Raw genomic sequence first — 18,784 nt, forward strand, 5'->3', positions numbered from 1 at the left:
TCGACAGCGGATGGACAGGAAACAGTTAAGAACCCCGGATGTCGGTCGCGTCGAATGGAGTGTGACCAAGAGCTGCTGGCCGGCAGGGTGCCGCTCGCTTACCGGGCTTGACCTCATGGAACAGTCGCGCTGCTCCACTGTCTGTTCTTTGCTGCGGAGTGACGGTTGCCTTAAGCCGAACGTGGGACGGGAAAGTTCCGGAGTTCAGGCGGTTCTCCCGGCCGGAACCCTTCCTCGCGGCGCTCCGCTGTATGTGCGTTGGAAATTCGCTTACACGCTTCCCCGTAGTGTCGATGTGCGGGCGGGCCACAGGCGCGCCGAGCCAAATACCCCCCACACAATTTCTGGAAACATGCATGTCAAACACAGACTCAGACGCAGTCGAATCGGCCGTCTCCTTCCGCTCTTCCGGGACGGTGATGACGTCTCAGACCGCAGTCGAAGAGCTGCGCCTGGTTCGCCCGGATCTGGTGGAGCCGTTCACGCAGGCGCTCCCGGCCGCGCGTGCCACCGTTCTCGGCCGGTTGTGGGGCGCTCTCGCCCGGGAGCCGGTTCCCGGAGTGACCGGCCGACGGCGGGAGGCGGAGGCACTGGTGGTCACTCTGGACAGCGGAGGCCGTCTCGCCGCCCCCGACGCGTGTGCCCAGCGGTTCGCCCGGATTCCCGAGGACTTCACCGTCATGGGGCCCGAAGGGCCGCTGCGCGGCCCGGCAGAGCTGCTGGCCCAACTGAAGTCCCGAACCTCCGCGGCGAGCCGGCTCGCCGCGGAGCTCGACAACAGTGTCGTCAACCTTGCCCTGGCCCGTGCCGCGAACGCCGGAGGACCCCCTCCGCTGAGCGATTCGGCCGACGCGGAGCAGGCGGTGATCGACGGCCACCCCCAGCACCCGTGCTGCCGCACCCGCACCGGCATGTCCGTCGCCGAGGTACTCGCGTACGCGCCCGAACACCATCCGGTGATCCAGCTGGCGCTGCTCGCCGTCCCGGCCGACCGCCTGCAGAAAGCCGGTACATGGCCCGCGGAACTGCGTGACGGGGACACGTTCCTGGTCCCGGTACATCCCTGGCAGCGGGACCACGCGCTGGTACGTCACCGCGACCTCACCCTGACGCGGCGCACACTCCCGGCCCGGCCGCTGCTCTCGCTGCGCACACTGGCGCCGTTGGCCGGTCTCGCGGGCTGCCACATCAAGACCGCACTCGACGTACAGGTCACCAACTACCGCCGCACCATCTCACCGGTCGAGGTCGCCGACGGCCCGCCCCTGTCGGAGCTGGTCTCCGCGGTCGTCGACAAGGCCGGGTTCGGCAAAAGCCTGCGAGTCCTGCGCGAGCTGGGCGGCGGCGCGGTACGGGTGGGCGGCCAGGCGTCCGCGAGCCTGGCCGCGATGGTCAGAGAGTCCACCGAGTGCCACCTCCACGACGGCGAGATCGCCGTTCCGCTGACCGCGGTGCACGCCACCGGCGCCGCCGTCGTGGCAGGTGATCCCGTGCGCTGGCTGGCGGACTTCGCCGCGCTCGTGCTGCCTCCCGCGCTGACACTGCTGTCCATGGGGGTGGCCCTGGAGGCCCACGGCCAGAACACCCTGGTAGTACTACGAAACGGTCGGCCGGTGCGGGTGCTGTACCGGGATCTGGACGGGGTACGGATCAGTCCCCGCCGACTGGCCGCCTGCGGGTTCACGCTACCGCCGCTGGAAGGCACCCGCGCAGGCGACGACCTGGACGCGCTGCGCACCAAACTGTTCGGCGCCCTGCTCAGCGGGGTCTTCGGCGAACTGGTCGACGTCCTCGCCCGCAGAGGGGCCGCTGATCCCGGGACGCTGTGGGAGACGGTGGCGGAGGCCGGCCGCCGCGTGTACGACGATCTGCCCGACGACGGGGACGCGGCAGCTTTCTTCGGCGACACGCTGCCACTGAAGGCCACCATCGCCATGCGCCTGGCCGAGGACACCGGCACGGCGCAGTGGACTCCCGTCCCCAATCCTCTCGCGCAGTACCGCTGACCCCCGCAGCCCCGGGTGCGGCCACGGCGACCGGTCCCACCGGTCCTTCCATGGCCGCACGACGGCCGGCCGAGGACCGACACATGACTTCGGACGTACTGGAGCCACCGCATGACCACCTCCACCACTGCCCCCAACGACGCAGCCACGACCCTCTCCGCCGCCACCGCAACCGACAGCTCCGCGCAGACGGCCGACATCGTCACCGCTCACACACTGCTCAACTGCCTGATCCGCGAGGTCTCCGCGCCTGAGCACCAGGTGACCGTGGACCAGGACCACCTCTTGCTGCGCCTGCCCCGACGTGGCCTGCTGTTGCGCACCCGACTGCGCAGGGTCTCGCTGATCGGCGCCCACCGTTTCCAGGGCCCGGCCGAGCGGCTCGACAGCGACGGCTGGGTCACCATCGGCTGGCAGGAAATGGCCGGCTATGTCCAGAACGAACTGGAGCAGCGCACCGGTACGACCAACGACGAATTCCTGGACCAGGTCCGCGACAGCCGCGAGACCATTCGCACCGCCCTGGAGCACCGGGCCGACGCGACGCCGCACACCGACCTCTACCTCGCTTCGGAACAGGCCCTCGTATTCGGCCACCGCTTCCACCCCACACCCAAAGCCCGCACCGGGGACCCAGCGGACTGGCTGGCCTACGGGCCGGAAACCGGCGCCTGCTTCCGGCTTCGCCATCTGGTCGTGCACCGCCACCTGGTGCGGGAGGAGGGCGACCTGAGGGATCTCGACGCGCTGTGCCCGGGGACGGACCCGGACTTCGTGACGCTGCCGATGCACCCCTGGCAGTTCCGGCTCCTGAGTGACCACCCCCGGCTGCGTGCGGCGATGGATACCGGTGAAGTCGTGGACACCGGCCTGGGCGGGCCGGAGTGGGTGCCCACCGCATCCGTGCGCACCCTGTACCAGCCGGACGCGGACACCTTCCTGAAGTTCAGCCTGAACGTCCGCCTCACCAACTGCGTACGCAAACACGCCCGTTACGAACTGTCCGGTGCCGTCGCCCTGAACCAGCTCATCCAGCCCGCCATGGCTCGGCTCGCCGACCGTTTTCCCGGCTGCGCGCTGCTCGCCGAGCCGGGTTATCGCACACTCGCCGCCGACGACGACACTGCCCTGCTGGAGGGTTTCGGCGTCATCGTCCGCTCCGGCCTGCGCCCTCACCTGCGTCCCGGCGTCACACCCCTGCTCGCCGCCGCGGTCGCGGACGAGTACCCCACCAGCGCAGCCCACGTCTCCCACCTGCTCGCCCGTGGCGACGGAGACGTCCTGACCTGGTGGGACGCGTATCTGCGGCTGCTGCTGCCGCCGGTCCTGGCCGCCTACTTCGAACACGGCGTCGTCCTGGAACCCCACCTGCAGAACGTCATCGTCGGCGTGAACGCCGATGGCATGCCCGCCCAGATGCTGTTCCGCGACCTGGAGGGCACCAAACTCCTGCCCCGCCACCACCGGCGCGCCCTCGCCACTCTGCCCGAAGACGTCAGCGGGCCCCTCGCCTACGACGCCGAACGCGGCTGGAACCGGGTCGCGTACTGCCTGCTGGTCAACCACGTCGCCGAAATGCTCGGCTCCCTCGCCGACCTCCAGCCGGCACTGGAGCCGGCCCTGTGGGGCCTGGTCCGTGACCACCTCGACACCTACGCCCGCACTGCCGATGAACCGCCACGGCTGCGCGCCCTGCTCTACGGGGTGCCGCTGCCGGCCAAGGCCAACCTCCTTCTGCGCTGGGCCCGCCAGGCGGACCGGCACGCCACCTACGTTCCTTTGACCAGTCCGCTCGGCGCGGACTTCCCCCGCGAGGTCGCCCTGTGAGAGCCGCCGTGCTGCACCACGTCCACCAACTGGCCGACGATGACCTGCCCGCCTACGTTTACGACCTGCCTGGCCTGCGCGAACACACCCGCACCATCCGGGTCGCGCTGCCGCAGCGCGTCCAGTTGCTGTATGCCGCGAAGGCCAACTCCGACCCCCGCGTGCTGCGGGTCCTGGCCGAGCACGTCGACGGGTTCGAGGTGGCCTCCGGCGGCGAGATCCGCCATGTCCGCGGACTCTTTCCCGGCGCGTCGATCGCCTTCGGCGGCCCTGGCAAGACCCCGGCCGAACTGACCCAGGCCCTGGACGCCGGGGTGGAACGCCTCCACGTCGAAAGCGAACACGAACTGCGCACCCTGACGACCGTGCTGGGCGACCGCATCGCCGACGTCCTCCTGCGCGTCAACGTACCCGTGACGACCCGGCCGGTCGCGCTGGCCATGGGCGGCGGGCCCAGTCCCTTCGGCCTGGACCCCTCCCAGCTGGACCGATGCCTGGACATCATCGCCGCCGACGGGCGTCTCCGGTTGCACGGGCTCCACGCCCACCTGGCCAGCGGCCTCGACGCGCGCGCTCACCTGGCTCTCGTCGACCAGATCATGAGCTGGGCAGACCGCTGGGCGCACCAACGGGGAATCACCCTGACCGAGGTCAACATCGGAGGCGGAATGGGCGTCGACTACGCCGACCCCCGCGACGTCTTCGACTGGCCGGCCTTCGGCATCGGACTGCGGCGGACACTGGAGCGCCACCCCGACCTGACGCTGCGAATCGAACCGGGCCGCTCGGTCACCGCCTACTGCGGCTGGTACGTCACCCAGATCCTGGACATCAAGTTCAGCCGCGGCGAAGCGTTCGCCGTCCTGCGCGGAGGCACACACCACCTGCGCACACCCGCCGCGAAACAGCACGACCAGCCCTTCGAGATCGTCCCCGACGACTCCTGGCACCAGCCATGGACCCGACCCGAGGCCCGCGGTGAGCCGGTGACCCTGGTCGGGCAACTCTGCACGCCCAAGGACGTCCTGGCCCGCCGCGCCATGGTCGACCGGCTGCGGGTGGGCGACCGGATCGCCTTCGCGATGGCGGGCGCCTACGCATGGAACATCTCCCACCACGAGTTCCTCATGCACCCCCACCCGACCTTCCACCACGTCGACGACGCCGACGCTCCCCTCGCGGACACCCATGCCGTCCAGACGGCATGAACACGGATCACCAAGTCGGCGTACGGAGGGGAAGCAAGGCCTCCGGCATGGCGCTCGACACGCTCGCCGTCCGACCTTTCCGCCGCTATCTACTGGGCCAGCTGACCTCCAACATCGGCACCTGGATGCAGCGTGCCGCCCAGGATCTGCTGGTCCTGCACCTCACCGGAAACAGCGGCAGCGCGGTCGGTGTCGTGACCGCGCTGCAGTTCCTGCCCCAGACGCTGTTCGGCCTGACCGGGGGCGTCCTCGCCGACCGGTTCCCCAAGCGTCGGCTGCTGCTGATCACGCAGACCGCCATGGCGGTGCAGTCCCTGCTGCTGGGGCTGCTGACCGTCACCGGGGCGGTGAACCTGTGGCTCGTGTACGCGCTGGCCCTGGCCCTCGGCAGCGCCACCGCCGTGGACAGCCCCGCCCGCAACGCCTTCATCGCCGAACTGGTCAGCCGGGAGCGAGTGCCCGCCGCGGTCGGCCTGAACTCCGCCCAGTTCAACGTCGCCCGCATCATCGGCCCCGCCGCGGCCGGCCTGACCGTCGCAGCCATGGGCATCGGCCCGGTGTTTCTCAGCAACGCCGTCTCCTACCTGGCGGTCCTGTACGGGCTGATCAGCGTTCCCCCCGGCGCCCCGCGCGAGCCCAGCGGTCCTCAGCGCGGCGGTCGACGGCTGACCGAGGCGCTCCGTCACATCACCTCCACCCCGGAACTTCTGCTGCCGATCGCTCTCATCGCCGTCGTCGGCACCTTCGGGTTCAACTTCCAGGTCACCCTCTCCCTCGTAGCCGTCAAGGTCTTCCACTCCGGCGCCACCGCCTTCGGCTGCCTCTCGGCCGCCTACGCCGCAGGCAGCCTCATCGGCGCGGCGCTTGCTGCCCACGGCGGTCAGCCTCCCACCGCACGGCGCCTGGTCACCGCAACCGCGGTCTTCGGAGTGCTGGAAGCGGCGCTGGGCCTGATGCCTGGCTACGGCACTTTCATGGCGCTGCTGATCCCCACCGGCTACGCCGCGGTCACCGTCACCACCACTGCCAACGCACTGACCCAACTGCGCAGCGAGCCGTACCTGCGCGGTCGAGTGCTGTCCGTGTACTTCCTCGTACTCCTCGGCGGCACACCCATCGGCGCCCCCCTTGTCGGCCTGGTCTCCGACGCCTTCGGTACCCGCTCCAGCCTGGTCCTCGGCGGTATCGTCTCGACGGTCTCCGCGCTCGCTCTCTCGGCGTTGATCACCGAGCGCCGACGGCTCGATCGTCCAGGGCAGGCTGCCGGAGCGGTCGGTGCACCGCTTCCCGACGCGCCTCCGGCCGGCACATTCGGCAGGTCTCCCTCGACCGGTAAGGAGCGCTTCGCTCGATGACGTGCCCTTGAGCCGGCGAGGGCACTGCTCCGCTTGGCCCTGCCCCTGCCGAGATGGAGCAGGGGATGTCCGGCAGGACGTTCCTGGGGCGCCCCTCTCGCATCGGCGGCCTTCAGGTGCTGCGGGGCTACGTGATCGGCACGTGACGCCGGCCTCGGACGGGAGTTTCGCTGGGCAAGGTTGTGAGCGAGCTTGTGGACGCCCATGACGATGTGCAGGTGTACGAAGCCGTTATGGACATCGCGCACCAGCAGGACGCTGACCAGGGAGAATGGTGAACTCTCGCCGGAGTGCCTAGGGTCGGCGCGTGGCTTTTATCGTAGTGTGCGAAGATGACGCGGCGGTCCGCGACGTACTGAAGCGCGCTCTCGAGCACGACGGCCACAGGGTCGCAGTCGCTGCGACGGCGGACAGCCTGCTGCGGAACCTTGATCCGGTCCCTCACCTGGTCGTCCTGGATCTGGGACTCCCGGACGCCGACGGCCGCGATGTCTGCTTGGCGCTGCGGGCACGTGGCGTTGATGCCCCGGTCCTGATGCTCACCGCTCTGGATGGCATGCATCACAAGGTGGGCGGCTTCGAGGCGGGAGCCGACGACTACATGACGAAACCGTTCGACATCCCGGAGTTGCTGGTGAGGGTCCGCGCCCTGCTACGCAGAACAACCGCGACGACCCCACCGAGGGGCGTCGTTCTCGATCCGGCGAAACACGTGGTGATCCACGGTGCGGCAAGCGAGAGCCTGACGCCGACCGAGTTCCGGTTGTTGGGCAGGCTTATCGCTTCGCAGGGCGACGCTGTACGCCGCCACGCCCTCGTCGCCGCGGGCTGGCCGCACGGCGCGCAGGTCAGCGACAACACCCTCGACTCCTTCGTTCGCCGGCTACGGACCAAACTCGGTGCGCTGGGCGTGGCCGATCGCCTGGCGACGGTCCGTGGGGTGGGCTATCGATGGGAGTGACGGGCTTCCGTGGGAGGGTCGTCGCGCTTGCTGTACTGATTGCGACAGCGGTGGCCGCAGTGCTGGTGGTGGTCTCGCACGTGTTGCTGAGCCGGGTGACCGACGCCGACGCGAACGCTCTGGCGCATACGCGAGCAGAGGCGGTGGCGGGGAACGTAACCGTACGTCGCGGCCACGTCGTGCTGATCGAGAGCGGCAATGAAGCGCTGGACACGGTCTCGTGGGTGTACGCCGATGGGCAGCTCATTGACGGGATCGTGCCGGGCAGCGTCCTTGACCGCGTCGAGTCGCTTGCCGCTTCCGGGCAGTCCCGGACCACCACGGTCGGCAGATACCTTCTGTATGCCCAGCCGATCCGGGTCGAAGGCCACCGCGTCACGGCGGTCGTGAGGGTGGATCTGACGCCGTACGAGACGTCGGAGCAGCGCAGCCTGGCGATGTCGCTCATCTTGGGTGGCATCACGATCCTGCTCGCAGGCGTCGTCGGATACGTCGTGGTGGGTCGTGCGTTGCGGGTGGTTCACGAAATGGCCGCTCTTGCCGACGACTGGGGCGATCACGAACCCGGGCGCCGGTTCGACCTCGGCGTTCCTCGCGATGAGTTCGGGGAGCTCGGGCGAACTCTCGATCGCCTGCTCGACCGCGTGGACAACGCGCTCGCGGACGAGCGCCGGCTCACCGATGAGATCGCCCACGAGTTGCGGACGCCCTTGACGGCCCTGCGGGGCGAGGCACAGTTGGCGCAGCTCTCCGGTCACCATGTGGCACCGGAGTCCGTTCTGACCGAGGTCGACCGCCTGAACACGGCGATCACGACGATTCTGAGCGCCGCCCGGACACGGATCGACGGCGGTAACCGCTGCGATCTCAGGGCGGCGGCGCGACAGGCGATCGCCGGTCGCTCCATCGAACTCGCCATCCCGACCGACGTCGACGTCGCCGTGGCGACCGAGCTCGTCGTGGCTGTGTTGTCACCCCTGCTGGAGAACGGCCTGCGACATGCGAGCTCGCGGGTTTGGATCACAGCGCGCATCCAGCCCCAGGACGTCGTGATCGATGTCCTCGACGATGGCCCGGGGTTCGATCCGGCGGAGGTTGACCGGGTCTTCGAAGCCGGCGTGACCAGCGGCAACGGGAACGGGTTGGGGCTGGCCGTGGTAAGGCGTCTCGCCGCGTCCGCGGGAGTGGCAGTCCGTGCGATCGCGGATGATCACGGTCGCGTCGAGGTGACCTTCCCCACGCCAGAGGCGATTGCATAGTCAGGTTGTGTGCAGGTTGGCCGAGTAAACCTCCCTGCATGACAACGACAAGCGAAGCCAGCACGCGCCGCCGTGGGCGGCTGATGCTGAACAAGGTTCCCGAGGTCACCGTCTGGTTCTGGGTGATCAAGATCTTGTGCACGACCGTCGGTGAGAGTTTCGCCGACTGGATCAACATGAAGCTGGGCGTCGGCCTGGTGAACACGGCCTGGATCTTCACCGCGGTGTTCGTGGTGGTTCTGGGCGTCCAGCTGCGGCTGAAGCGGTACGTCCCGTTCCCGTACTGGCTGACCGTGGTCGTTGTCAGTGTCACGGGCACCCTGTACACCGACATCCTGACCGACCAGCTCAACGTGCCGCTGTGGATCAGCTCCGCCGTGTTCTCGGTCCTGCTCGCCGTGGTCTTCGGCGTGTGGTGGCTGCGCGAGCGCACCCTCTCGATCCACTCCGTCACGACGCTGCCGCGTGAATCGTTCTACTGGCTCGCCGTTCTCGTCACCTTCGCGCTCGGCACCGCGACCGGCGACTGGACCCTCGAGCTCACCGGCTGGAGCCCGGGAGCCTCGGTCCTGCTGCCGCTCGGCCTCATCGCGGCGATCACGCTGCTGTGGAAGTTCGGCGCGAACCCGGTGCTGTCCTTCTGGCTCGCCTACATTCTGACCCGCCCGCTGGGCGCCAACATCGGCGACTGGCTCGCCTCCCCCAAGGTCGCTCAGCCGGGCGAGCCGACCGGCCTCGCGCTGGGTACCTTCACCACCAGCCTGATCTTCCTCGGCCTGATCCTGGCGACTGTCCTTTACCTGACCGTGACACGCTCCGACGTGACCGAGACCTACGAGGCCACGCACACCCCGCAGACCACCGTCGACCCGCACAGGGAGCGCATCGCGCTGGCGGGCTTCGGCCTCCTCGCCGTCGCCACCGGGGGCCTGCTGGTCTGGGCGCACAGCCAGCCGCACGTCGGGCCGGCACCGGAGACCGACGCCACCACCACCGTTCACCTCGCCCCTGGCCAGGCCGTGAAGAAGTTCCCGTCCACGAAGGTCAAGGCACTGAGGGCACTCGCATCGACCTCGCTCAAGGACGCACGGTCGGGGAACGCGACCGGGGCCCACGCCGCTGCCCAGTCGCTGCGAGACCTCTGGGACGCCGACCAAGCCTCTCTGCAGCCGTTGGACAACACCGGCTGGACGTTCCTCGACGCCCAGATGGACCAGGTCCTCAAGACCTTCGGCATCGACCACCCGAACCCGCCGATGTCGCCGGCACACCAGGAAGCGGAACTCAAGACCCTCCTCACAGATATGCGCTGACGGACCTGATCGGCGGCGACCCCTTGGGGCCGCCGCCGATCACGCTCTCGCTGCTCGGGCGAGGAGGCGGATGCCGCACGGCGGTCAGGCTGTGTTCAGGTAGTCCGTGGCACGGTCGGGCCTCATGGCATACGAGACACCAGAAACCACGGCGGCCTCATCGGCCGATGCCGAGGCGTCCCTCGGGCCGCCGGTTGCGCCGGAACAAGGTGCCTGAGGCCACCGCCTACTTCTGGATCATCAAGGTGCTGTGCACGTCAGGTGCACGTCACAGCGCCGCGCGCTCCTTCAGAGGCTCCCACCAGTCGCGGTTGCCCCGGTACCGGGTGACGTCCAGGCGAGGCCGGTGGTGAAGTCCTTGCGAAGGCGGCGGCGCTCGCCGACGCGGAGGCACAGGGCCTGCTCCCGGCGTATGAGGACTGCGTCGCCTACCGGCGGACTCTCCACGGCGACTGACAATGGCTCAGGTCCATGACAGGCTCATCCACGGAAACGCGGGGCCCGGATCTTTGCCCATTAGCGTCTCTTGGTGAACGCGGAAGGGGCCGCAGCCCTCCTGTATGTCGGAAGGACCACGGGCAAGGAAACCAAGGACTGAGTGGCATGGGCTTGACCAGCGAGACGACCGTGTACGTGATGGCGGTCCTGGCCGCTGTTTGTGTGGCGCTGCTGGTCTGGCTGTGGCCACGGCTTGCCAGGCAGGGCCTGTGGCAGGTACTCGGACGGCTGGCGGCCGTTGGCGTGACCCAGGTGACGATCATCGCGGCTTTGGCGTGCTGGCTGAACTCGTCGTACCAGTTCTTCGGATCGTGGGGCGAACTTTTCGGCAACGTCGACACCGCTCCCGTCGGCGTCACGCAGGCGTCCGCCCACAACGGCGGCGGGACGGTGACCGGCGTTTCGGTGAAGGGGGCCCTGGTACAGCCCGCCGGCGATGAGCAGTTGAGCCGGGTCGGCGGACTGCCCACCGGACCCGCAGCGGTGAACGGGCGGGTCGAGTCCGTGAAGGTCATCGGTCGCCGCACGGGCGTGGTCGACCCGGCCTTCGTCTACCTGCCGCCGCAGTACTTCCAGAAGGCGTACCACAGGCAGCGCTTCCCCGTGATCGTCGCGCTCAGCGGCTACCCGGGCAGCATCTTCAACCTCGCGCAGTACCTGCGGGTGTCACAGACCGCCGGAGAGCTGCAGAAGGGCGGTCAGATGCAACCCACCATCATGGTGATGATCCGGCCGACGATCGCTCCGCCCCGCGACACCGAGTGCGTGAACGTCCCGGGCGGACCGCAGACCGAGACCTTCCTGGCCAAGGACCTCCCGGACGCCCTGAAGTCCGCCTACAGGGTGGGCCACGACGCCAGTTCCTGGGGCGTCATGGGCTACTCCTCCGGCGCCAGCTGCGCACTCCAGCTGACGATGCGCAACCCGCACGTGTACACGACGGCAGGCGCCCTTTCGCCCGACTACAAGGTCAAGGACGACCCCACGACCGGCAACCTCTTCGGCAGCGGGCTGGGCCGTGTCAACCGGATCAACAGGCACGACCTGATGTGGCGGCTCAAGCACCTTCCCGCGCCCCAGGTCTCCGTCCTGGTCGCCGACAGCAAGCACGGCGAGCGGGGTTACCCCCAGACACTGGCCTTCATCAAGGCCGTCAAGGCACCCATGCGCGTTGCGTCGATCCTGCCCGACAACGGCAGCCACAACTTCCCGACTTGGGTACGGGAGATGCCGGCCACCCTGAAGTGGATGAACCAGCAGCTGACCTTTCCCCAGGACGTCGTACCCCGGCACCACCACAAACCGAGCCGCACCACCGTCCGTGCCTCGGGCGCCGAGCCCTCGGGGACCGCCACCAAGCACAGGTGACGGAAGGCCGCCACCGCTTCGGTACATGGATGTCCGTACTGCTCAGCGGAACCTGGATCGCCAGGAAGGCAGTCACCCGCGTCTGCTTCGATGTGAGTCTCGCAACCAGCGGGGATTGCGGAAAGTGGCCCACACCCCACCTTCCGGCCGGATGCCGATCACGAAACCTGTGGGGTTGTCGGCCGCAGGGAAGGTTAATGATCTGCTGCCCGGAGGTAAGACTGCGGTGTGGAGTGGGGGCGGATATCGGCTCGGCGTATTCCCTGCAGCGTTCGGCAAGTATCGTTCCGGAAATGGAGCGGTACTGGTTATGGGAGGTGGCCGAGCTGTGTTGGAACGAATCGGTGCCTCGTACCAAGAGTCGTTGCGACTGGACAGGATTGTGTCCCCGGATCAGCACTCGACGGCTGAAATGGTACTCGTGGACTCGCGGCACGCTGAAATCGGGCGGCTCCGTTTCCGTATGTGCGATGCCTGCCGTACAGGGCTGATCCTGGACGTCTGGATTCTTGATGGATGGCAGCGACAGGGGCTGGGGCGGGAACTTGTCCACACCCTCGTCGCATATCACTCCGGTGTTCGGTGGAGTACTACCCGGCAAACCCTGCATGGACGGCCCTTCTTCTCGGCGATGACTGAGGAGACGTTGGTCCCCTTCCCTCGGTGTGGCGCGTTGTGCGCCCATCTGGAAGGACGGTTCACGCGCGCTTGGCGCCGCCTGACCAGCCGACGCAGGTCCCCTTCCGCCGACACTGCGACCTACTGATCACCACTTGCCGTGATTGGGTGATTCTCCCGCATGCCAGTCACCGGCGGCATGGAAGTGACCGGGCCCATCACGGCACCGTGTGTGGCCCGCTAGGACACCGCGGGGGAGTCCGGCCGCGGCCTTGCGACAACCCGGTTGGCGGCCGTCTTCTGCAATAGCCCGTAGGCGAGTACAGGCAGCAGTGGGTGGGGTTTGTCAGGCAGTGAGGCCGTGATCAGCACCGCGCTCGCACTGCTTGTTCATGCCGCGGGCCAGGGTCAGTGACGAGGCCACCTGCCCACGTCAGGGCGGCGACACCGGCGAAGCGGACCACCACCGCCGACGCGGGCCGGGCCTCGAGTTGGGAGCGCCGGACCGCGTACTGGCCGATCAGCAGGAACGGGGCGAAGAACCAGGCGAGTTGCCGCCGGACAACCGGTGCGGGTAGCGGTCCTCGAACCCGGCCAGTCCCACCCGGCGCAGCCAGTCGCGCGCCTCCTCGATCTTGAGCCCGGATCGCACGACCTACCCGAAGTCCCGCAGCCATGTCACGGGTATCCGTCCGCCTGGCCGGAACGCCCTGCCAGGTCGCGTCGGCCTGCAGCCGCTGGACGGGGTGCTGCCCCTGTGGACACTGCTGAGCGTCCGCCGTCTGTCCTCCGGCCGGAGCGCGGGCCATCGCTGTTGGTTCCGGTCCGGCCGGAGCGCGGCGATTGCCCCCGCCCAGGCCGGAGGACGGGCAGACCGCCACCCGTCCCCCGGACCGGGCCAGGGGAGCAGGGGGCACGGGGGCTCCCGAGTCTCTTACCGCTTGTCGCCGTCCCCGTGTCCGTCGGGGTGCAGGACCACCTTGGTCCAGCCCTCGTCACGGGCGTCGAAGTGCTCGTAGGCGTTGGGGGCCTCGTCCAGGCTGAGCTCGTGGGAGACGACGAAGCTCGGCTTCGCCTTCCCGCCGGCGATCAGGTCCCGCAGCGCCCGGTTGTACTTCTTCACCGGCGCCTGCCCGGTCCCCATGTGCTGGCCCTTGAACCACATCTTCCCGAAGTCGACCGGGACCTTGCCCTGTGCCTCCAGCTCCCCCTGGGCCTCCTCGCCGCCGGGGTCCTGGGGCAGGAACACGCCCACCACGCCGATGTCGCCCGTGAACCTGACCGAGTCGATCAGTCCGTTGAGCGTGAGGCTGGCGTCCTCGCGTCCCTGGGAGTCGTGTGCCTGGTAGCCGACGCACTCGCAGCCGTTGTCGGCGCCCAGACCGAGGGTGGCCTCCTTGACGACCTCCGCCGGGTTCTGCTCGGCGGTGTTGATCGGGATGGCCCCGATCTCCTCGGCCTTGCGCAGCCGGTCGGGCTGGTGGTCGGCCACCCAGACGCGGCCGGCGCCCTTGAGGAGTGCGGAGTAGGTCGCCATCAGCCCGACGGGACCGGCCCCGAAGACGATGGTCTGGTCGCCCGGTTTGACGTGGGCCATCTCGGTGGCGTGATAGCCGGTGGGGAAGATGTCGGCGAGCATCACGTAGTCGGTCTGCCGCTCGGCGGCGTCCTCGCCCAGGCGCAGCGCGTTGAAGTCGCCGTAGGGCACGCGTAGCAACTCCGCCTGGCCGCCCTGGTAGGGGCCCATGTCGGCGAATCCGTAGGCGGCTCCCGCGAGGTCGGGTTCCGGCTGCATGGTCAGGCAGTAGTTGGTCAGACCCTGCTCGCACTGCTTGCAGAAGCCGCAGGCGATGTTGAAGGGCAGGACGACATACTCGCCGACCTGGACCTTGCGGACGGCCGGGCCGACCTCCACGACCTGGCCCATGTTCTCGTGTCCCAGCGTGCGGCCGGACTCGAACGAGGTGCGGCCCTCGTACATGTGCAGGTCCGAACCGCAGATGTTGGTGGTGGTGATCTTGACGATGATGTCGCAGGGGTGTTCGATCTTCGCGTCCGGTACGTCCTTCACTGTGACCGTTCGCGGGCCTTCATATACCGCTGCCTTCATGATGCTTCCCTTGATGTCGCGCCATGGCGGAGATGGAAAGGGCGCAAAGAGCCTGACGTGCGGAAGTGCTGCGACGGGGTCCTTGGCTCCGGCACGCCTCTGCAGGCCGTTCACCTGGATCAGATGCAATGGTCATTTGCCGCCGGCCCGCCAGGCGGAGCTTCGGCGCTTCGGCGCTTCGGCGGCTGCGTCCGGGTCCCCGTCCACCCCCGAGGCGAAACAACCACGCACCGGCCGATCAGCGGCAATCTCCGGACCCGGACGACCACCAACCGACGGCACATCTCCGACTGAGGTCACCCGCTAGTCACCCTGGTCGTCCTGCAGCACGCTGCGACGCTCCTGTTCGCGCTTGGAGTAGGCGGCTGCCCGGATCGCCTCGTCGCTCTCCAGGCCCGATCCCAGCGCGCCGCCCACCGTGGCGACCGAAGCGACGAACCAGGACAAGGTCCAGTACTCCGTGGCGTGCAGGGGGGTTCGTGTCGTGGAAGCGAACACCTGGCCGTTGAGGATGAACAGCGCCCACACCAGGTTAATGACCACCAAACCCACGTAGCAGACGCTCACCCCCATACCCACGGTCACGACCGTCGAGGCGTTGTAGAGAGCCGCCCTCTTCCTCGCCTCCGGCGAAACCTCAGCCGTTCGATGCCACAGGTTTGCGTCCACGATCAGCCAGCCGGTCATGAGAGCGACGGACCCGACCATGGCGATCACCAGGCGTGGCGTGCTCAGGGAAGTGGCCAGATTCCAGATGGTGGAGTTCACGGTGGCGACCGCTCCCGTGGCGAGTGCGGCCGCCAGGGCCTTCGACAAACCCGGCACCAACCGCCACGGCCGGTTGGCGCGGACCATACCGCCGAGCACCCTCAGGTAACCGCGCGGCCCACTGACGACGTACCGCAGATCGGCGATCTCCTCCTCACCGACCTGGCCCGGATGGATGGGCGCGAGACGACCGATGAAGGGCCCCCGCAGCGGCTGACTTCCCGGAGGCCCCTCAGCCCCCGTGGCCTGCGGGCCCGCCAAGCTGAGCACGGCTTCCTCCACGGCCTGACGGGCCCTGGTCTGCAACCGGAAGCTCCCCAGCGTGGGAAGAGACAGCAGCGCCAAGCCGTGTTCGTGACTCAGATCGACCACGAGCTTGCGCCCGTGTGAGTGCAGCGGAAGGTCGGTGAGGGCCACGACGATGTCCCAGTTCCCCTCACTTCCGCGGTCCATGATCCGGCGCATCAAGGTGGGCGGGTCCTCGGCCCCTGCTGTGAAGGGCTCACTGACCACCTCGACGTCGAACCGCCGCCCCTGGCCCCACCTGTCGGCGAGCCGATCAGGAAGCATCCGGGCCATGCGCTGCGCGATCTCCGTCGGCGCATCCGGATCCGCCAGAAGAGCCACGACCGTAACGCCCTGAGACGACACCAGCATGACTCCCTCTTGTCGGCTGCCCCCGCGATCGCGAGTGCCCATAGCTGCCCCCGGGGTAACACCGACGCCGCGTGACACGCCGGCCCCTGCCAGCAAGTGCCGGCGGTACGGTCAGATCTCCTCGTCCTCCCCCGTGCAGGACCTGCTCCACCACCGGGCCGCACGGGTGCGTGCACCACCGCGAACACCGGCTCCGCGCCCCCGGCCAGCACCGCACGCCATGCCACCGGACACCCCGCTTCGGTGTCCTGCCCGGCCGTGTGCAGGCTGAGCGCCGCCCGTCCGCTCGCGCAGCGGGGAAAGGTGGCACTTGCGGACTTCGCGGGGCGGTCCCTTCGTGGACTTCCCGCCGGCTGGGCAACCGCGAGGTGGTCGACCAGGCGTTCGCGGCGGCGGGCGTCGTACGGCGGGTGGCACCGGAAGTGCCCGACATCGACATGGGGGCGGCACTGGCCCGGCACGGTCTGGGCATCGCCTTCTTGCCCGCGTTCGCCGTTGCCCGCGCCCCCCCCGCTGCACGTCCTGGACGTCGACGACACCACGCTCCGCCGGAGCATGCGTCTCGGCACGTCGTCGACCCGGCGGCCCAGCTCGGCTCTGCGGGCGCTGCTCGACCTGGTCGACCTCCGCGTCATCGCCCTGTGACGCCCGGGGTGCGGTCCGGACGTCACCCGTCGGTGGGGCGCGGCCCCCTGCGTTCGCCTCGCTCCGGCCGCGACATCTGCCGCAGCATCCGCTGACGCTCCCGCTGCCGTGGTCCACAGGCGGCGTCGGACACCTTCTCGGCCCCTTCGAGGCCGGTGCCGCAGGTCCCGCCGATCATAGCGATGGCGGTGACGAACCAAGGCCCCGTCTTCCGGCGGGATGCGACCGCGCTGGATCAATCCGAGGATGGGCCACCCACCCACTGCAGCGCTGTAGCAGGGCAGCCCGCCCAACTGCTACTGACACCGCTCGCGCAGAAGTTCCAGTGAGGCATCAGCCGGGTCCGCCCAGCACGATCTTCCACACTCGGGTCGCCACCTGGAGGTTCAGCCGGTCCTCGACGTTCGCGAGGTCGTGGCCGCTGATGTCGCGGATGCGCTGGAGCCGATAGCGCAGCGTGCTGCGGTGGATCGCCAGGGAGTCGGCGGTCTCGTCGTAGTTGCCGCCGCAGTCGAAGTAGCGGGACAGGGTTTCCACCATGGCCGTGCGGTGCCGGGAGTCGTAGTCGATGAGCTGCCCGAGCCACTCGTGGACGAACGTCTCCAGTTCCCGGTAATCGTTGCCGGGTCCCAGGATGCGGTAGAGGCCGAGCTCGTCGAAGAAGGTCGCGCCGTAGCGCTCGCGGGAGTGGCGGCGCACGTCCAGGGCGCGCTGCGCTTCCTGGTAGTGGTGTGGGATCTCGTCCACGGAGTCGCAAGGGGCGCTCACCCCGATCGTCCCGGACCGTGTTCCTGTCTCCCGGGCGAGCGCCTCGTACAACGCGCGGGAGTGCGGCCTGTCGCCAGTGATGAGGACGACGTGGTCGGAGCGACGGGTCAGCAGCGCGCGCATGCCCACCGTAGCGGCCGCCCGGCCCACGGTCTGCGCGAAGGAATCGTCGGCGGTCCGGTTCGACCACTGCACCACGACGATGTAGTGGCTGCCATGCAGGTCGTGTCCGACTGCCTCGGACCGGGCGTAGGCGCTCGGCTCGTCCGTCCCTGCCAGAAGGTCGTCGGCCAGCTCGCGGTGCAATCTCAGCTCCACTTCGGCCAGATTGCGCAGGTGCACAAGCTCCTGGGCGAGCGACGCGGCAGCGTGTCCGAGCGCGAGTACGGTGTGCTCGTCGGCCTCGGCCCGGCTATCGACCAGCGCCAGCACGCCCAGGATCTCGCCGTGCGGGCGGATCAGGGTGATCAGCCGGTCCCTTATCCGCACCGGCCCGGCCTCTTTGGCGACGGCACGCAGCATTTCGTCCTGGCGGACGGGGTCCGGTTCGGGATAGGGGACAGGGCGGCTGGGGCCGGTCCAGGACCTCAGCCGACCGAAGCGGTCCTCGACCAGCGCGGGAAGTCCGGTGAGCCCGTGCAGTGCGCGGGTGACAGCTTCCTCGCCGCCACCCGAGGCAGCGACGCCGGCCATGAGAGCGTGGACGGCTCGCTCGTAGCCCAGCTCAGCCACCACGGAGATCAGCTGCCGCTGGAGGGCTGTGCGTTCCTCCCGCAGCCGGCGCAGCTCCAGGGCGCCCTCGCGTTGGCGGCGGTGTGCGAAGGCGACCGACAGTGCAGCAGCGGTGTGCCGGACGAGCATGGCGAGCAGGGATCGCTCGGCCTTGGTGGGCCGGGAGCGGGACGTGACCACGAGGTAGCCGTGGAGTCCCTCGGGTCCGCGCAGCCCCAGGGCCCGGCCCCAGGGCCTGCCGGCTACGGTCACCTCGCCGTCCTGCCCGGCCAGCTCCCGGACCCTCCGGTCCACGGCCAAGGCATGCGTCTGCCCGTTCCTCGGGCTGGGGACCAGGTCGCCGCCCACCGTGAGGTATCCCGCCTCCACGCTGTACGGCCCGGCGGCGACTATGTGATCCATGGCCAGGCGCAGGATCTCGCCTTCGTCCGGGGCGCCGAACAGGGCGCGTGAGAGCGCGGCCAGTTCGTGGAGGGCATGGCCGGCTTGGATACGAGCGGGCAGGGCGGCCGTGGGGTACCGCCCAGCGCTGCCCCGCGGAAGGCTGCGCTTCCGGTCGGAGCAGTGGTGGTACGGGCTGTACGCCCGACCGCCGACCATGGGATCACTCCGTCCTTCGGAGGTGAGCGGCTTTCGCGTACCCGGTCCCGGGCCGGCTTACCCGAGACGCGGGGGTTCTTTCTCTCGTACT

The 18,784-nt window shown here is 69.0% G+C and carries 13 protein-coding genes and 2 pseudogenes; 10 read left to right on the forward strand and 5 right to left on the reverse strand.

The features are described from left to right. Nucleotides 1-419: 419 nt before the first annotated feature. The 8 genes from ACWC21_RS33825 (at nt 420) to ACWC21_RS33860 (ending at nt 11,795) form a co-directional block, all read left to right on the forward strand. Nucleotides 420-2,006, forward strand: coding sequence for an IucA/IucC family protein (locus tag ACWC21_RS33825; RefSeq protein ID WP_450887501.1), 1,587 nt, complete (start codon nt 420-422; stop codon nt 2,004-2,006). Between the two features lie 111 nt (nt 2,007-2,117). After that, nucleotides 2,118-3,833, forward strand: coding sequence for an IucA/IucC family protein (locus ACWC21_RS33830; RefSeq protein WP_450887503.1), 1,716 nt, complete (start codon nt 2,118-2,120; stop codon nt 3,831-3,833). Next, on the forward strand, nt 3,830-5,041 hold the full coding sequence (locus ACWC21_RS33835) for a type III PLP-dependent enzyme (RefSeq protein ID WP_450887505.1): 1,212 nt from the start codon (nt 3,830-3,832) through the stop codon (nt 5,039-5,041). The genes ACWC21_RS33830 and ACWC21_RS33835 overlap by 4 nt, the downstream gene beginning before the upstream one ends. Before the next feature lie 47 nt (nt 5,042-5,088). Further along, complete coding sequence (locus ACWC21_RS33840; RefSeq protein WP_450887506.1) at nt 5,089-6,396, forward strand: MFS transporter; 1,308 nt, start codon at nt 5,089-5,091, stop codon at nt 6,394-6,396. 307 nt (nt 6,397-6,703) lie between these two features. After that, nucleotides 6,704-7,357, forward strand: coding sequence for a response regulator transcription factor (locus tag ACWC21_RS33845; protein ID WP_450887508.1), 654 nt, complete (start codon nt 6,704-6,706; stop codon nt 7,355-7,357). Further along, nucleotides 7,348-8,616, forward strand: a complete 1,269-nt coding sequence (locus ACWC21_RS33850; protein ID WP_450887510.1) for a sensor histidine kinase — start codon at nt 7,348-7,350, stop codon at nt 8,614-8,616. The genes ACWC21_RS33845 and ACWC21_RS33850 overlap by 10 nt, the downstream gene beginning before the upstream one ends. A 38-nt stretch (nt 8,617-8,654) precedes the next feature. Then, nucleotides 8,655-9,929: a COG4705 family protein gene (locus tag ACWC21_RS33855; RefSeq protein WP_450887512.1), complete on the forward strand. Its 1,275-nt coding sequence runs from the start codon at nt 8,655-8,657 to the stop codon at nt 9,927-9,929. Nucleotides 9,930-10,532: 603 nt separating this feature from the next. Continuing rightward, nucleotides 10,533-11,795 (forward strand): alpha/beta hydrolase, encoded by a 1,263-nt coding sequence (locus ACWC21_RS33860; protein WP_450887514.1) that lies wholly within the window; start codon nt 10,533-10,535, stop codon nt 11,793-11,795. Nucleotides 11,796-12,653: 858 nt separating this feature from the next. Here ACWC21_RS33860 and ACWC21_RS33865 read toward each other — a convergent pair. From ACWC21_RS33865 to ACWC21_RS33880, 4 genes and pseudogenes are all read right to left on the reverse strand, one after another. Further along, nucleotides 12,654-12,834: pseudogene (locus ACWC21_RS33865) on the reverse strand (sodium-dependent transporter); the annotation flags it as partial. Nucleotides 12,835-12,933: 99 nt separating this feature from the next. Next, nucleotides 12,934-13,065 carry a hypothetical protein gene (locus tag ACWC21_RS33870; RefSeq protein ID WP_450887551.1) on the reverse strand — a complete coding sequence of 44 codons (132 nt, stop codon included), beginning with the start codon at nt 13,063-13,065 and terminating at the stop codon, nt 12,934-12,936. A 282-nt stretch (nt 13,066-13,347) separates the two neighbouring features. Then, a complete protein-coding gene (locus ACWC21_RS33875; RefSeq protein ID WP_450887516.1) occupies nt 13,348-14,523 on the reverse strand; it encodes a glutathione-independent formaldehyde dehydrogenase in 1,176 nt (391 codons plus the stop codon). Nucleotides 14,524-14,826: 303 nt separating this feature from the next. Next, entirely contained in the window at nt 14,827-15,948 is a 1,122-nt protein-coding gene (locus ACWC21_RS33880; RefSeq protein ID WP_450887518.1) for a hypothetical protein, read from the reverse strand. 410 nt (nt 15,949-16,358) lie between these two features. Here ACWC21_RS33880 and ACWC21_RS33885 point away from each other — a divergent pair. Continuing rightward, nucleotides 16,359-16,403 (forward strand): annotated as a pseudogene (locus tag ACWC21_RS33885) (hypothetical protein); the annotation flags it as partial. A 40-nt stretch (nt 16,404-16,443) separates the two neighbouring features. Next, nucleotides 16,444-16,593 (forward strand): hypothetical protein, encoded by a 150-nt coding sequence (locus ACWC21_RS33890; RefSeq protein WP_450887553.1) that lies wholly within the window; start codon nt 16,444-16,446, stop codon nt 16,591-16,593. Between the two features lie 333 nt (nt 16,594-16,926). On the opposite strand, the gene ACWC21_RS33895 is transcribed toward ACWC21_RS33890, so the two are convergent. Further along, complete coding sequence (locus tag ACWC21_RS33895) at nt 16,927-18,693, reverse strand: PucR family transcriptional regulator (RefSeq protein WP_450887520.1); 1,767 nt, start codon at nt 18,691-18,693, stop codon at nt 16,927-16,929. Nucleotides 18,694-18,784: the final 91 nt, after the last annotated feature.

Source organism: Streptomyces sp. NPDC001348, assembly GCF_053597535.1.